The following is a 15121-nucleotide window of genomic DNA, read 5'->3' as shown; positions in this document are numbered from 1 at the left end:
AGCATATGGACGGACATGACGCCGCGGAGCCGAACGAGATCATCCGCTTCGTCCGGCCCCGCGGAGTACGTCACAAGGACGTCACTTCGCCGGATCCACCACCCAGTCCGGGTGCCCCGGCATCGGCGGTGTCTTCGAGCCGTAGAGCCAGGGCCGCAGGAAGCCTTCGAGGTCCTCGCCCGCGACCTTCGACGCCAGGTCGATGTACTGCTGCGTGCTCGCCGTCTTCCCCCGGTAGGTGCTGATCCACGCCCGCTCGATCTTCTGGAACGTCGCGTCGCCGACCTGCTCGCGCAGCGCGTACAGGACCAGGGCCGAGCCGTCGTAGCGCATGCGCTTGAAGAGGTTCGGCTCGGTCGGCTCGGCGGGGGCGCCGAAGTCGCGGCGCCACTGGTCATGAGCTTGGTACGCGGTCTTCATCGCGGCCTCGAAGCTGTCGCCGCCGTGCTCCTCGGAGTACATCCGTTCGTAGAAGCGGGCGTGGCCCTCGCTCACCCACAGGTCGGACCAGCTCGCCAGGGCGACGCTGTCGCCGAACCACTGGTGGGTCAGCTCGTGCACCATGTTCCGCTCGGCGTCGACCTTCGTGCCCAGGAGGTCGGCCTTCGGGATCAGCGAGAGCGTCTGGGTCTCCAGGGCGACGGCCAGGTCCGTGTCGCCGACCAGGAGGCCGTACCGGTTGAACGGGTAGGGGCCCAGCCTCTCCTGAAGCCACGTCAGATGATCCGGCGTGAGCTTGCGGTACTCCGCCGTCGGCTCGACCAGGGCGTCGGGGACGACGTCCCGCAGCGGAAGGCCGCCGGGCCCCTTGGAGTCGATCAGCTTGAACTTGCCGACCGCCATCTGGACGAGCTGCGTGGACAGCGGCTGCTCGGAGTCGTACGTCCAGCGCACCCGGTCACCGGGGCGCTCGGTGCGGTCGACCAGCCTGCCGTTGGCGACCGCCGTGCGGTCCTTCGGCGTGGTGATGCGGAAGGTTATCGGCGCCCGCTGGCTGGGGTGGTCGTTCGCCGGGAAGATCAGCCGGGCCCCGTTCGGCTGCGGATAGACCACCGTGCCGTCGGCCGTGGGTATCCAGCCGTAGTCCTCGATGGCATCGTCGCGGTGCCGCGTCTGGGTCGGGTCGGCGGTGTACGTCACCTTCGCGGTGAACGAACTCCCCTTGGGTAACGGGGACTTGGGCGTGACGGTCAGCTCGTCGCCGTCGCGGGATGTGCCCGCCGCCGAGCCGTTGACCTTGACGCCGTGCAGGGTGTTGCCGCCGAAGTCCAGGTTGAAGCGGGACAGCGACTGCGTGGCGGTGGCCCTGATCGTCGCCGTCGCCTCGAACGGCGTCTTCGGGGCCTGCCAGTCGAAGTCGAGGGTGTAGCGGTCGACCCGGTATCCGCCGTTGCCGTCCAGCGGGAACATCGGGTCGCCCAGGCCCGGCGCTCCGGGTGACGGGGCGGCCGGGGCGGACGGCGCGGCCTGCGAGACCGTTCCTGTGAGGGCGGCCGTCACGGTGACGGCCGCCGCGAGGGCGAGCCGTGCTCTGCGGCTGGGCGTCCGGTACGTGCTCATCGGAAACCTTTCGGTCGGATGGTTGCGCGGACGAGCCGGCGGGAAGATGCCCCGCCGTTCGTAGTGAGACGCACGGCCGACGGCCCCGGTTGTACCGGGCGCCGCGACCATGGGCTCCCGCGTCCCGTGACCGTGAGCTCCCGCGTCCCCCGACCATGGGCTCCCGCGTCCCGTGACCCTGGCCGACCGCGTCCCGCGCGGGCCCGGCGGCGCGTGACCAAGCTCTCGCCCGCGGCGGCGGAATCCGGTGGCATGGTGGACGGGTCAGTGGGGGGATGCCACTGCCGACCGATGTAGCGAGAGTTGCCATGACTGCGAGCACAGCCACCGCCACCGCGCCCCGTGCGGTCACCCGCACCGGCGGCCCCAAGGAAGACGGCCCGAAGATCCTCGAGCATGTGCTCGGCTGGACCCTTGTCGTCGTCCTCGCGATGCTGGTCACGCAGACCGGGCTGATGTGACCTCGGTCTCGTAGCTCTCCGTGGTGCGGTCCAGATCCGCCCGCCAGTGCCGGTGTGGCACGCCCACCAGGCCGTACAGCCACCGCACGGGCGAGCGCCGCGCCAGCAGGGTCACGCCCGCGAGCACGGCGAAGAGCGGAAGCCCGATCCACCCGCCGACGAGGCGCACCAGGACGCTCGCGATCAGCGCGCCGATGAAGGGCAGGCCGTAGACCCCGGCCGCCGCGATGGCGATCGCCAGGACCCTGTGCACCTTGCGGTCCTCGTCCGCGCCCGGCAGCGACCAGCCCTCCATCAGCCAGCCGATCTCGGTGAGCAGCATCGTGCCGATCACCGCCGCGCCGAAGATCAGCAGCGCGAGGAAGGTGCCGGACGTCAGGAAATCCAGTACGTGGTTGACCACACTGTCCTGCCGCCACCGCGCGAAGTCCCGTGCGCCGGGCGCGAGGAACCGCTCGTACCCCCGGCCGTCCCAGCCGTGCACCAGCGTCCCGAAGAGCAGGAAGTAGCCGCCCACGCACTGGAGATACGCCCAGTAGCCGGCCCCCACAAGCACGAGCGCCTGCGCCACCAGGAACCCGAGGACGGCGGCCACGGGGATCCCGCCCGCGTAGAAGAGCACGAACCCCGCCCACACCCCCTCGTGCCCGTCCGCGACGTGCATGGTCGCCCACGCCGGGTTCTGCCACAGCAGGAAGAGCCCCGTCGGGACAAGCAGCACCGCCGAGAAGAGCACCGTGAGCGCCAGATACGGATTGGCGGCGCGGCTGCGGGTCCGCGGGCCCTCGCCCGCGTTGATCCGCTCCCACACCTGCAACTGCCGCCCCGCGGACATCGCGAACGTCGCGCCGATCGCGTACGCCCAGAACAGGGCGGCCTGGATCTGGATCATGCGCGGGCCTCCGCCGTCATGGGCTCGCCTTCAAGGTGAGCCCGTCCGTGACGATCAAGTCCGATGTGACCAGGGCCTGTTCGGCGCTCACGTCCGTCATGAAGACGAACGGCGGCACGACGGGCGGCACCGGCAGCTTGTCGGGCGTGAAGGTCAGACAGAGCAGCCCCTCCAGGCAGCCCTTGAACTTGGTCAGATAGAGCGTGACCGAGCCGCTGAGGTCCAAGGTGTCGGCGCCCAGGGCGAGTTCACGGTTCCCGTCACGGGTCTTCAGCCGGTAGTCGGTGAGCGAGGCGGCCTTCATCCGCAGCACCATGACCTTCAACGGGCCCTCGGCCGTGGGGATCTCGCGTACGCCGGCCAAGGTGAAGCCCTGTGGTGCGAAGAGCGTCGTGGTGACGGTCGGCGGCGTGCTCGGCGCCACGATCGCGTCCCCGGGAGCCGCCTTGGCCGGGCTCCCGCTCGTGATCCCGGCGAGGATCAGCACGGGAAGGAGCACGGCGAGCGTCCGCGTGCCCTGCCCGTCCCGCACCTTCGGCACCTCGGGCGACTCCTCGTCGCCCTCCGGGACCGGCGTCCAGCCGAAGCCCATGGCGCTGCCGGCGATGCCGAGCACCATGCCCACCAGGAACCCGCCGAGATTGGTGGCCGCGAACGAAAGCACCGACAGAATCAGGGCGTTGACGCTCACATAGTGGTGGGCGTGCGGAAGCAGCCACAGAAAGATCCCAGCCGCGATGAGCGCGAGCCCGATGCCGATCGCGGCGAGCCCGCCGAGCCCCAGGCTGACCAGGACGGTCAGCGGCGAGAGCGGCACGAGCAGCAGCTCGGCGCCGCCCAGGATCAGCAGCAGACCGCCCCAGAAGGGGCGGGTCCGCCGCCAGCGGCGCAGCACCCGGCGCGGCTCCCGCAGCGGAAGCCGCTGATCGAGCCAGCCGCCGCCGTCCCGCGTGAACGCCTTGACCCCGGCTCTTCGGCCGCCGGTCAGAAGCACTTCTTGCCGCCGACGCTGACGTCGAGCTTCATGCCCTTGAGCCGGAAGTTCCCGCCGGTCGCCGACCAGGCGTGCGACTTCACGCCGGACACGGTGATGTCTCCGGCCTGCAGGCCGAACTTCCCCTTCTCGCCCTTGACCCCGGGCACCTCGTCGAGCGTGGAGGCGTCCCGGCCGATCTGGGCCGTGCCGAAGCGGGCGTCGCCCTCCAGGTCCTCGCCGTCGATCACCAGATTGCTCGCCGTGACCTGGCCCGCATCGCCGCCCGCGGTCAGCTTGAACACCACCGTGCCCACCGGGGTCTTGACCTCGGCGGCCTGGCAGATGTCGGACAGCGTCGCGTCACCGATCCCGAGGAGCGCCACCGGGTGCCCCTTGCCGTCGATGTCCCGGTCGGTCTGTACGTAGGAGGAAAGGCCCTGGCTGGTGAGTTTCCCCGACGAGACCTGGAAGCTGGTGCCCGAGACGGCGAAGGACGCGGCGAGCGCGCCCTCGGCCATCACGGAGGCCATCGCGCCGACGGCCAGGACGGCCGGCAGGGCCACAACGGCCGTCTTCTTCCAGGAAGTTCTGCCTTCGCGTACCGCGCTGCGTGCTGCGCCCACTGTCTTCCTCCCGTACGTCGTTCCGCGTGCACAGGCGTGCGTAAGGGGAGTGCGTGAAGCGCCGTCGGGAGCCGAACCGGCAGGTGGCACGGTTCTGCCATACTGCGGACATCCCGAGGCAGTTGGAGACTAGGGCCGAAATTGAATAATAGTCAACAGCGTGGCACCGACCGCTCCGTGGCGCGCCGCGCCGAACTCATCACCATCGGCCGGAAGTTGTTTGCCGACACGTCCTATGACGCCCTGTCGATGGACGACATCGCGAAGCAGGCGGGCGTCGCCAAAGGGCTGATCTACTACTACTTCAAGTCCAAGCGCGGGTACTACCTCGCGATCATCGAGGACTCCGTCGCCGACCTGGTCGCGCGCGCCGGACGCCACGACGACCTGCCGCCCGTCGACCGGGTGCAGCGCACCATCGACGGCTATCTGCGCTACGCCGAGCACCACCAGGCCGCCTACCGCACCATCATCAGTGGCGGCGTCGGCTTCGACGCCGAGGTGCACGCCATACGGGACGGTGTGCGCGAGGCGCTGATCGCCACGATCGCCGCAGGGGCGTACGGCCGCAGCGACATCCCGCGGCTCGCGCGCACCGCGCTGCTCGGCTGGCTGTGCAGCGCCGAGGGCATCACGCTCGACTGGATCGGCCACCGGGAGCTGGCCCGCGAGACGGTCTGCGACCTGCTCGTCCGCACCCTCGGTGACACACTGCGCGTCATCGAGGACTTCGAGCCGGCGTTTCCGGCGCCGGCGCGGCCATGAGGACGGGGCGGGAGCCGCCGACCGGCTCCCGCCCCGAATCCCCCGTGCGAACGGTCAGTTGATGGACTTGATCAACTCACCGTCGGACGTGTCTCCGCTGAGCTCCCAGAAGAACGTGCCGCCGAGGCCCTGCTGGTTCTTGTAGTCCATCTTCCCCGCGATGGTCGCCGGGGTGTCGTAGCTCCACCAGTTGGTGCCGCAGTGCGCGTACGCGGTCCCGCCGACCGTGCCGTTGGCCGGGCACTTGGCTTTGAGTTCCTTGTAGTCGTCGATGCCCTGCTCGTACTTGCCCGCCGCCGGTCCGGTCGCGGTGCCGCCGGGCTCCTTCTGCGTGACGCCCGTCCAGCCGCGGCCGTAGAAGCCGATCCCGAGAAGCAGCTTCTCGGACGGGACGCCGAGCGCCTTCAGCTTCTTGATCGTGGCGTCGGAGTTCCAGGACTCCTTGGGGATGCCGCTGTACGAGGTGAGCGGCGAGTGCGGGGCGGTCGGGCCCTGCGCGTCCCAGGCGCCGAAGAAGTCGTACGTCATCGGGTTGTACCAGTCGACGTACTGGGCCGCGCCCGCGTAGTCGGCGGCGTCGATCTTGCCGCCGTCCGACGCGTCCGCCGGGATGGCCGCGGTCACGAGATTGCCGCTGCCGAACTTCGAACGGACCGCGGACATCAGGTTCTTGTACGCCTCGCGCCCGCTGGTGTCACAGGTCAGACCGCAGGCGTTGGGGTACTCCCAGTCGATGTCGATGCCGTCGAAGACATCGGCCCACTTGGAGTTCTCGACCAGGTCGTAGCAGGACTGGGCGAAGGCCTCGGGGTTCTTCGCGGCCTCGGTGAAGCCGCCCGACCAGGTCCAGCCGCCGAAGGACCAGAGGACCTTCAGGTTCGGGTTCTCCTTCTTCAGCTTGCGCAGCTGGTTGAAGTTGCCGCGCAGCTCCTGGTCCCAGGTGTCGGCGACGCCGTCCACCGACTGGTCGGCGGTGTACGCCTTGTCGGTCGCCGCATAGGCGTCGCCCATGGTGCACTTGCCGCCCTGGACATTGCCGAAGGCGTAGTTGATGTGCGTGAGCTTGGCGGCCGAGCCGGACGTCTTGACGTTCTTGACGTGGTAGTTCCGGTCGTAGACACCCCATTCGGTGAAGTATCCGACGACCTTGGAACCGGCGGCGGCCTTCGTCGCCTCCGTCGCGGAGTCCTTGTCCTGTCCGGCGGCGGCCGTGCCCGCGCCGGCCAGCAGACCCGCGCCGAGTACGGCGCAACAAGTGGTGGCGATGAGCGCCTTGAACCGGGCGCGGGGGGTGTGCGGTCTGAGCATCGTGTCTCCTCGTGGGGGGGAAACAGGGAGGGGGGAAGTGGTGCTGTGGACCTGCGTGGGCGTCTTGGCATGAACGCGTTAAGACGCTCGGGGGAACAGTAGGAGGACTAGACCAGTGCGGTCAATGGTTCGTACCAATCCGGTGATCGCCCGCGATCGTCCGTGATCGCCTGTGATCTTCGGCTATCTTTTGAGTAAGCGGTCGTTAACCAGTGACTGGCTGCCGCCGATCGGGCATACTCAACGCGCCACAGCCGCTGGTCAGCCGCTTCCGTGACCCGGAAGGAGACCCCGGCCCGGCATCGTTTCCCGGCGGCGTCGCCTCACCCTGGTGGCGCCCGCCGCAGCGCCCGACAGGGAGGAGAGCGTCATGCCCGACCACGCCCCGCAGCCGGTGGACCGTCAGCTGCCCACGGATGAGGCCAGGGATCTGCTCTCACTGGTCCGGGACATCGCCCAGCGCGAGATCGCCCCGGACGCGGCCGAGGAAGAGGACGCCGGGCACTTCCCGCGCGAGGTCTTCACCCTCCTGTCCGATTCCGGACTGCTCGGTCTTCCGTACGACTCGGAATTCGGCGGCGGCGACCAGCCGTACGAGGTGTATCTGCAGGTCCTCGAGGAGCTCGCCGCGGCCAGGCTCACCGTCGGCCTCGGCGTCAGCGTCCACTCCCTGTCCTGCCACGCGCTCGCCGGCTACGGCACCAAGGAGCAGCAGAGCGAGCACCTGCCCGCGATGCTCGGCGGCGGACTGCTCGGGGCGTACTGCCTCTCCGAGCCCGCGTCGGGTTCGGACGCGGCTTCCCTGCGGACCAAGGCCGTGCGCGAAGGCGACGACTGGGTGCTCACCGGAACGAAGGCGTGGATCACGCACGGCGGGGTCGCCGACTTCTACACCGTCCTGGCCCGCACCGGCGGCGAGGGGGCGCGCGGCATCTCCGCGTTCCTGGTGCCGGGCGACGCCGAGGGCCTGAACGCGGCGGTGCCGGAGAAGAAGATGGGCATGAAGGGCTCGCCCACCGCCCAGATCAACTTCGACGGGGTACGGGTGTCCGACGCCCGCCGCATCGGCGAGGAGGGCCAGGGCTTCGCGATCGCGCTGTCCGCGCTCGACTCGGGGCGGCTCGGCATCGCGGCCTGTGCCGTCGGCGTGGCCCAGGCGGCGCTGGACGCGGCGCTGTCGTACGCCACCGAGCGGCGGCAGTTCGGCCGGCCGATCGCGGACTTCCAGGGCCTTCGGTTCATGCTCGCGGACATGGCGACGCAGATCGAGGCGGGCCGGGCGCTCTATCTCGCCGCCGCCAGGCTGCGCGACGCGGGCAGGCCGTTCTCCAAGCAGGCGGCCATGGCCAAGCTGCTGTGCACGGACGCCGCGATGAAGGTCACGACGGACGCCGTGCAGGTGCTCGGCGGCTATGGCTACACCGCCGACTTCCCGGTGGAGCGCTTCATGCGCGAGGCCAAGGTGCTGCAGATCGTCGAGGGCACCAATCAGATCCAGCGGATGGTCATCGCCCGTCACCTCGCGGGTCCCGACTCGCGCTGAACTGCCCCCGCCTGACCGGCGGCGCCGCGAGCCGGACCCACTCCGGGTCGTGGCGCCCCGGCAGCGTCTTGCCGCGCTCGGCCCAGTTCCGGACCATGGCGCGGTAGATGGGCGGGTCCGGCAGCTGCGGCTGGGGTGGCTGTGGCGGCTGGGGGGATTGGGTGCGGTGGGGCGGCTGAGGGTGCTGCGGTGACTGGGGGCGCTGGGAGTATCGGGGAACCGATTCTGCGGGGGGTGCGGGGGCCGTAAGGAGGGGGCGCCTGCGGCGGCCGGTCGGCGGGAGGGTGGCGGGCATCGGGGTGGGGGTGGTCATACCGGGCCAACGCGCACCGAGCCGGACAGGTCACCGCCGGTGGAATCGAGCCTCAGTTCGCGACATGCCCGTGTGCGGTGATGTGCGGGCGCACGGAGCGGGCGGCCCGGTGAACGCGGGCTGACACGTGTCTGGCTCCGTCACGCGGTCTGACGTACCGTCAACTCCGCGCCGGGGGCCGTTGACCTGCCCCGCGCACTCGCAACTGCCGTGCGCCCAGGGAGGTTTGCCGTGGCAGAGGACCGTCCCGTTCCGCTCGACGAGTACCCGATCCACCAGGTCCCGCTCTCGATGAAGCACGTCGCGACCGGCGACCGCAACGCCTACGACCGCTGTATCTTCCACCTCTTCGACCACAAGGGCCGCGCGCTCCTCATCCTCGGGCTCGGCGTCTACCCGAACGTCGGGGTGATCGACGCCTACGCCACCCTGCGCACCGGGGATACGCTGCACGCCGTACGCGCATCGGACGCGCTCGGCGACGACCGGATGAACCTCTCCGTCGGCCCGCTCGGCATCACCGTCGAGGAGCCGCTGCGACGCCTGCGCCTGAGGTGCGCCGCCGATCCCGGTGACCCCGACTCCCTTTCGTACGACATCACTTGGTCCGCGAGCTTCCCCGCCCTGTGGGAGCCCCACCACATCCAGCGGCGCGGCGACCGGCTCTCCCTCGAAGGGCGCCGCTTCGTCCAGGCGGGCGGCTGCTCCGGGCAGATCCGCATCGGGGGCAAGGAGATCGCGGTGACGGCGGGGGAGTGGACCGCGACCCGAGACCGGAGCTGGGGCGTGCGGCCGATACCCGGCGAGGAACGCGGGCGTCTGGAGGAGGAGTTCGGCACCGAGGGCTTCCACTGGATCTGGAGCCCGGTGCGCTTCGACGACCGTTTCCTCATGGTCATCACCCAGGAGGACGCGGACGGCCACCGCACCCTCAACGAGGCGACACTCGTCCGCGAAGGCCACCGCGACCGCCAACTCGGCTGGCCCCAGGCCGACATCACCTACCGCCCCGGCACCCGCCACCCCGAGCGCGCCGTCATCCACCTGACCGACCCCGACGGCCGCAAGCCCCTGGAGCTCGGCGTCGAGGTCCTCGCCTCCCTGCCGCTCGCCGTGGGCGCCGGCTATCCGCCGGCGGACGACTGGCAGCACGGCACCTGGCAGGGGCGCGGCTGGAGCGACCGGCGCGCCTACGACCTGTCGGACCCCGCCGCGCACCCCATGGCCGCGTACGGAGTCATCGACCATGCCGCCCGTTTCACCCTCAACGGGCAGACGGGGTACGGCATTTTCGAGCACGGCAGCTTCGGCCGCCACGACCCGAGCGGCTTCACCGGCTTCGACTCCGTCGCCCCCTGAGATCCGCAGCCAAGGAGAGGAGCTCCGCGATGGCCACAGCACCCCGCCCCCGTACCACCACCCGCGACCCCGAGGAGCTGGCCCGCCGCCTCACCGCCTGGCTCGCCACGCGGCTGCCCGGCGCCAAGGCCACCGGCGTTCGGGTCCCCGAGTCCAACGGCATGTCGAGCGAGACCCTGCTCTTCGACATCGAGCACCCCGAACCGCCGCTGCGGGCCTGCGCGTTGCGCGTGGCAGCGGACCCGGCCGCGTACACGATCTTCCCGGTCTACGACCTGCCGCGCCAGCACCGCACGATGCGCCTGGTCGCCGAGCGCACCGATCTGCCGGTGCCGCGCGTGCTCTGGCTGGAGGAGGACCCGGGGCCGCTGGGCGCACCCTTCTTCGTCATGGAGCGGGTCGAGGGCCGCGTGCCGCCGGACGTCATGCCCTATACGTACGAGGGGAATTGGCTGCACGCGGCGAGCGACGCCGAACGCGCTCACCTGGAGGAGGCGTCGATCGGCCTGGTCGCCCGCCTGCACGACCAAGTGCCGGTCGAGGAGGCCCAGTTCCTCGCACTGCCGGGCGAGGGCAGCCCGCTGCGCCGGCACGTCGCCGCCCAACGCGCCTACTACGCCTGGGTGGTCGACGGCCTGCCGCGCTCACCGCTCATCGAGAGCGCCTTCGACCGGCTCGATGAAATGTGGCCCGACGAAGAGGGCGACGCCGTCCTCAACTGGGGTGACGCGCGCATCGGCAACGTCATCTACGACGGCTTCGAACCCGCGGCCGTACTCGACTGGGAGATGGCGGCGCTCGCACCCCGCGAGGTCGACCTCGGCTGGCTGGTCTATCTGCACCGCTTCTTCCAGGACCTGACGGTGAGCTTCGGGCAGGACGGCCTGCCCGACTTCCTGCGCCGGGACCGCATCGAGGAGCGCTACGCCCAACTGACGGGCCACACACCGCGGTCCATGGACTTCCACACGCTGTACGCGGCGCTGCGGCACGCCATCGTGATGCTCCGTGTCGCCTACCGCCAGGTGCACTTCGGCGAGGCCGCGGTCCCCGAGGATCCGGACATGCTGATCCTGCACCACGCCAGCCTGGCGGCCATGGTGCAGGGCAGCTACTGGTGAACGCTCAGGCGGCCGAGCGCCGGATCTGCCGGGGCACGCTCAGCGGGCGCGAGCCCTGGCCGCCGACGTGCGAGAAGGGCTGCGTCCGCCAGTCGAGTCCCTGAGGGAGCGTCAACAGCAGGGCGGTGTCCTGCTCCTGAGCATCCATCGACTCGTCGGCGGGCGCAGCGTCGGCCGCCGCGCGGCCCGTGCCCGCGCAGACCGTGAGCCCGAACGGGTTCCACGGAGTGGGGCACAGCGCGTGCTCGGGCAGTACGTCCTCGTCGGCCAGGAGCGCGATCGGCTGCGCGCAGTCCGGGCAGGTCACGCGGTACATCTCGAAGGTGTCGTACGCGTCGAAGTCCGCGCCGTGCTCGGCCGGTTCGGAACCCGGTTCGACGCCCTCCGATGCGAGGGCGGACGCGGATTCGTCGGAGCGCTGCTGCTTGCTGCGGGCAGAGCGACCGGGGCGCTTCAAGTTCTGCATGGGAATCTCCCCCTTGGGTGGGCCGAGAAGGCGCTGCGGCCTCGACCACAGCAAGCACTTCCCGTCCCGTCGTAGAGGTAATCGTGGCATCCCTTTGGACACAGTCACAGGCATGTGGCGTTCGTCACATGCCGGAAGAAGGTGTCCGACCTCGGCTCTCAGGTATCCGGAGGGATCAAGAGCCCTGTAGGTTCGGCGCATGGAGGAGCTGGACCGACAGATCGTGCAGCTGCTCGTCAAGGACGGGCGGATGAGCTACACCGACTTGGGCAAGGCCACGGGCCTGTCCACATCGGCCGTGCACCAGCGGGTACGCCGCCTGGAGCAGCGCGGTGTCATCCGTGGCTACGCCGCGGTCGTGGACCCCGAAGCGGTCGGGCTGCCGCTGACGGCCTTCATCTCGGTGAAGCCCTTCGACCCCAGCGCGCCCGACGACATCGCCGAACGCCTCGCCGGCGTCCCGGAGATCGAGGCGTGCCACAGCGTGGCGGGCGACGAGAACTACATCCTCAAGGTGCGCGTGGCGACGCCCCTGGAGCTGGAGCACCTGCTGAGCCGGCTGCGCGCCCTGGCCGGCGTCTCGACGCGGACGACGGTCGTGCTCTCCACCCCGTACGAGGCACGGCCCCCGCAGGTCTGAGACAGCCGCGGGCGCAGTCCGAGAAGGCCGCGGGCGCCCCCTGTGCGGGGCGCGCACCGGCAGGGGCCAGACTGGTCCCATGATGGAGAGCACCGCCCCCCAGAACCCCCCTCAGGGTCACCGCACCGTGCTGCTGCGCGGCGGAGACGTCCACAGCCCCGCCGACCCGTTCGCCACGGCGATGGTCGTCGAACGCGGGCACGTCGCCTGGGTGGGATCCGAAGGGGCAGCCGACGCGTTCGCCGACGGCGTGGACGAGATCGTCGACCTGGAGGGAGCCCTCGTCACCCCGGCGTTCACCGATGCGCATGTGCACACGACCGCAACCGGCCTCGCCCTGACGGGACTCGACCTGACGGGTGCGCGCTCCCTCGACGAGGCGCTCGCCCTCGTCCGCGGACACACCGCCGCGCGCCCGCACGACCGCGTCCTGCTCGGCCACGGCTGGGACGCCGCCCGCTGGCCCGGCGGCCGCCCGCCCACCCGCGCGGAGCTCGACGAGGCGACCGGCGGCCGCCCCCTCTATCTCTCCCGCATCGACGTCCACTCGGCGGTCGTCACCACCGCGCTGCTCGACCTCGTCCCCGGCGTCACCGGGCGAACCGGCTTCCAGGCGGACGCCCCGCTGACCGCCGACGCCCACCACGCGGTGCGCGCCGCCGCCCTCGGCGCGCTCACCCCGCAGCAGCGCACCGATGCCCAGCGTGCGGCCCTGCGGCGCGCCGCCTCGCTCGGCATCGGCTCCGTGCACGAGTGCGCGGGACCCGACATCTCCGGCGAGGACGACCTGACCGGACTGCTCCGCCTGGCCGCGGGCGAGGCCGGGCCGCGCGTCGTCGGCTACTGGGCCGAGCAGGGCGCGGAAGGCATCGCCCGTGCAAAGGAACTGGGTGCGGTCGGCGCCGCGGGCGACCTCTTCGTCGACGGCGCCCTCGGCTCGCACACCGCCTGCCTGCACGAGCCGTACGCCGACGCCGCCCACACCGGCACCGCCTACCTGGACGCCGCCGCCGTCGCCGCGCACGTCATCGCCTGCACCGAGGCCGGCGTCCAGGCCGGCTTCCACGCCATCGGCGACGCCGCGATGACCGCCGTCGTCGAGGGCATCCGCGCCGCATCCGAGAAGGTCGGCCTGCCCCGCGTCCGCGCCGCCAGGCACCGCGTCGAACACGCCGAGATGCTCACCCCCGAGACGATCGCCGCCTTCGCCGAACTGGGCCTCACCGCCTCCGTGCAGCCCGCCTTCGACGCCTTGTGGGGCGGTGACGACGGCATGTACGTCCAGCGCCTCGGCGCCGAGCGGGCCCGCACCCTCAACCCGTACGCCGCCCTGCTGCGCACCGGCGTCCCGCTCGCCTTCGGCTCGGACAGCCCCGTCACCCCGCTCGACCCCTGGGGCACCGTCCGCGCCGCCGCCTTCCACCGCACCCTCGAACACCGCGTCTCCGTACGTGCCGCGTTCACCGCCCACACCCGCGGCGGCTGGCGGGCCATCGGCCGGGACGACGCGGGCGTCCTGGTGCCGGGCGCACCCGCCGACTACGCCGTGTGGCGCACCGACGACCTGGTCGTCCAGGCGCCCGACGACCGCGTCGCCCGCTGGTCCACCGACCCGCGCTCCGGAACGCCGGGACTGCCCGATCTGACGCCGGGGGCCGAGCTGCCCGTCTGCCTGCGCACGGTCGTGTTCGGGCAGCCGGTCTTCGTGCGGCCGGACGAGTGATGTCCCGGCGGTGTGTACGGCCGATCGCGGTCCTTCGCCGCCTCCCGCGACCTGCGCATCCGCCGCACTGACCTGGCTGTCTCTCCAAACGGCCCAGGTCAAACGGCTATTGACAGAACGCAGCCGTCGGCCGGTAGGTTCGGCCGGGTCCACCACAGGACGTCCGACCGGGGAACCTCCACGCAGCCGTCGAACGCCGCTGGGCCATGGGAGGTGTGCCGCACCGGCGCACCACCACTGGGAGCCAGGTCCAGCGCCTGCGCCGCGGACGCGAGGGAACGTTCCACCGAGTCGGCGGGTGTGACCCGGGTGGGGCCCGGACGCTCAGTAGACAACGGCTCTCGGTCGACCCGCAGCCAGCGGGCCCCAGGTCGGCCCGAAGGGTGCCGGGCCCCGATCCGCAGTACTCCGTTCATCTGCCCGTGCCGCCGTGGCCACTCAGGACGCGGCCACTATGGTGGTCCTCTGCGTACGAACGAAGGGGCAGTAGTGAACGACGGCGGTGGGGTCTCCGAAACCGGTGACCAGGGGAGGCAGTTCGGCCCGCTCGGCATGGCCTTGGTGATCATTCCGACCTACAACGAGGCGGAGAACATCCAGTCCATCGTCGGCCGTGTCCGGGCCGCCGTGCCCGATGTGCACATCCTCGTCGCCGACGACAACAGCCCCGACGGCACCGGCAAGATCGCCGACGAGCTCGCGGCCGACGACGACCAGGTGCACGTACTGCACCGCAAGGGCAAGGAAGGCCTCGGAGCCGCCTACCTCGCGGGCTTCCGGTGGGGTCTCGACCACGACTACGGCGTGATCATCGAGATGGACGCCGACGGCTCCCACCAGCCCGAGGAGCTGCCCCGGCTGCTCACCGCCCTCAAGGGCGCCGACCTCGTCCTCGGCTCGCGCTGGGTGCCGGGCGGCCGGATCGTCAACTGGCCCAAGTACCGCGAGTTCATCTCCCGCGGCGGCAGCACCTACTCCCGGCTGATGCTCGACGTGCCGCTGCGCGACATCACCGGCGGCTATCGCGCGTTCCGCCGCGAGACCCTCGAAGGCATCGGCCTCGACGAGGTCGCCTCGCAGGGCTACTGCTTCCAGGTCGACCTGGCCCGCCGGGCCATCAAGGCCGGGTACCACGTCGTCGAGGTGCCGATCACGTTCATCGAGCGCGAACACGGCGACAGCAAGATGAGCCAGGACATCGTCGCCGAGGCGCTCTGGCGCGTCACGGCGTGGGGCGTGGGCGAGCGCGTCGGCCGCGTCACGGGCCGCAAGCCCCGCTGAGGCCCGCACCGGCCCCCTGCAGGGGGCCGGTGCGGGGGCAGTGAGAGGTGGTCGGTGCCGGTCAGCTCCTTGGTCGCCCCCGCGCCGAGC

Annotated in this window: 14 protein-coding genes; 8 read left to right on the top strand and 6 right to left on the bottom strand. The window is 71.1% G+C overall.

Annotation, left to right across the window (positions count from 1 at the left end; translation table 11 throughout):
• Window positions 1-81: 81 nt before the first annotated feature.
• Window positions 82-1560 carry a M1 family metallopeptidase gene (locus tag AB0G47_RS20595; RefSeq protein ID WP_360771751.1) on the bottom strand — a complete coding sequence of 493 codons (1479 nt, stop codon included), beginning with the start codon at window positions 1558-1560 and terminating at the stop codon, window positions 82-84.
• A 308-nt stretch (window positions 1561-1868) separates the two neighbouring features.
• On the opposite strand from AB0G47_RS20595, the gene AB0G47_RS20590 reads away from it, so the two are divergent.
• Window positions 1869-2021, top strand: a complete 153-nt coding sequence (locus tag AB0G47_RS20590) for an SCO1431 family membrane protein (protein WP_266869074.1) — start codon at window positions 1869-1871, stop codon at window positions 2019-2021.
• Here AB0G47_RS20590 and AB0G47_RS20585 read toward each other — a convergent pair.
• The 3 genes from AB0G47_RS20585 to AB0G47_RS20575 all read right to left on the bottom strand — a co-directional run bounded on the left by AB0G47_RS20585 (window position 1999) and on the right by AB0G47_RS20575 (window position 4512).
• The gene (locus tag AB0G47_RS20585) at window positions 1999-2913 is read right to left on the bottom strand and encodes a hypothetical protein (protein WP_360771748.1); all 915 of its coding nucleotides are present in this window, start codon (window positions 2911-2913) and stop codon (window positions 1999-2001) included. The genes AB0G47_RS20590 and AB0G47_RS20585 overlap by 23 nt on opposite strands.
• A gap of 16 nt (window positions 2914-2929) precedes the next feature.
• Complete coding sequence (locus tag AB0G47_RS20580; protein WP_360772407.1) at window positions 2930-3826, bottom strand: DUF6114 domain-containing protein; 897 nt, start codon at window positions 3824-3826, stop codon at window positions 2930-2932.
• A gap of 71 nt (window positions 3827-3897) precedes the next feature.
• Window positions 3898-4512, bottom strand: coding sequence for a DUF6230 family protein (locus tag AB0G47_RS20575; protein ID WP_360771746.1), 615 nt, complete (start codon window positions 4510-4512; stop codon window positions 3898-3900).
• A gap of 177 nt (window positions 4513-4689) precedes the next feature.
• On the opposite strand from AB0G47_RS20575, the gene AB0G47_RS20570 reads away from it, so the two are divergent.
• The gene (locus tag AB0G47_RS20570; protein WP_360771743.1) at window positions 4690-5277 is read left to right on the top strand and encodes a TetR/AcrR family transcriptional regulator; all 588 of its coding nucleotides are present in this window, start codon (window positions 4690-4692) and stop codon (window positions 5275-5277) included.
• A gap of 54 nt (window positions 5278-5331) precedes the next feature.
• On the opposite strand, the gene AB0G47_RS20565 is transcribed toward AB0G47_RS20570, so the two are convergent.
• The gene (locus AB0G47_RS20565) at window positions 5332-6585 is read right to left on the bottom strand and encodes a glycoside hydrolase family 18 protein (RefSeq protein ID WP_360771740.1); all 1254 of its coding nucleotides are present in this window, start codon (window positions 6583-6585) and stop codon (window positions 5332-5334) included.
• A 370-nt stretch (window positions 6586-6955) separates the two neighbouring features.
• Between AB0G47_RS20565 and AB0G47_RS20560 the strand changes: the two genes are divergently transcribed.
• The 3 genes from AB0G47_RS20560 to AB0G47_RS20550 all read left to right on the top strand — a co-directional run bounded on the left by AB0G47_RS20560 (window position 6956) and on the right by AB0G47_RS20550 (window position 10921).
• Window positions 6956-8128, top strand: a complete 1173-nt coding sequence (locus AB0G47_RS20560) for an acyl-CoA dehydrogenase family protein (RefSeq protein WP_360771738.1) — start codon at window positions 6956-6958, stop codon at window positions 8126-8128.
• Window positions 8129-8672: 544 nt separating this feature from the next.
• Window positions 8673-9800 carry a hypothetical protein gene (locus tag AB0G47_RS20555; RefSeq protein ID WP_360771735.1) on the top strand — a complete coding sequence of 376 codons (1128 nt, stop codon included), beginning with the start codon at window positions 8673-8675 and terminating at the stop codon, window positions 9798-9800.
• A gap of 29 nt (window positions 9801-9829) precedes the next feature.
• The gene (locus AB0G47_RS20550; protein ID WP_360771732.1) at window positions 9830-10921 is read left to right on the top strand and encodes a phosphotransferase family protein; all 1092 of its coding nucleotides are present in this window, start codon (window positions 9830-9832) and stop codon (window positions 10919-10921) included.
• Window positions 10922-10925: 4 nt separating this feature from the next.
• Here the strand turns inward: AB0G47_RS20550 and AB0G47_RS20545 are convergent, their stop codons facing one another.
• Entirely contained in the window at window positions 10926-11387 is a 462-nt protein-coding gene (locus AB0G47_RS20545; protein WP_360771729.1) for a hypothetical protein, read from the bottom strand.
• 199 nt (window positions 11388-11586) lie between these two features.
• On the opposite strand from AB0G47_RS20545, the gene AB0G47_RS20540 reads away from it, so the two are divergent.
• From AB0G47_RS20540 to AB0G47_RS20530, 3 genes are all read left to right on the top strand, one after another.
• Window positions 11587-12027, top strand: coding sequence for an Lrp/AsnC family transcriptional regulator (locus tag AB0G47_RS20540; RefSeq protein ID WP_030789227.1), 441 nt, complete (start codon window positions 11587-11589; stop codon window positions 12025-12027).
• A 79-nt stretch (window positions 12028-12106) separates the two neighbouring features.
• The gene (locus tag AB0G47_RS20535; protein WP_360771726.1) at window positions 12107-13750 is read left to right on the top strand and encodes an amidohydrolase; all 1644 of its coding nucleotides are present in this window, start codon (window positions 12107-12109) and stop codon (window positions 13748-13750) included.
• A 489-nt stretch (window positions 13751-14239) separates the two neighbouring features.
• Window positions 14240-15031 (top strand): polyprenol monophosphomannose synthase, encoded by a 792-nt coding sequence (locus tag AB0G47_RS20530; protein WP_360771723.1) that lies wholly within the window; start codon window positions 14240-14242, stop codon window positions 15029-15031.
• Window positions 15032-15121: the final 90 nt, after the last annotated feature.

Origin of the sequence: Streptomyces sp. NPDC021622, from assembly GCF_040640795.1 — a bacterium.
Classification (GTDB): Bacteria; Actinomycetota; Actinomycetes; order Streptomycetales; family Streptomycetaceae; genus Streptomyces.
Note: the sequence above shows the minus strand (reverse complement) of the source record. Positions and strands in the feature narration are given on the sequence as shown.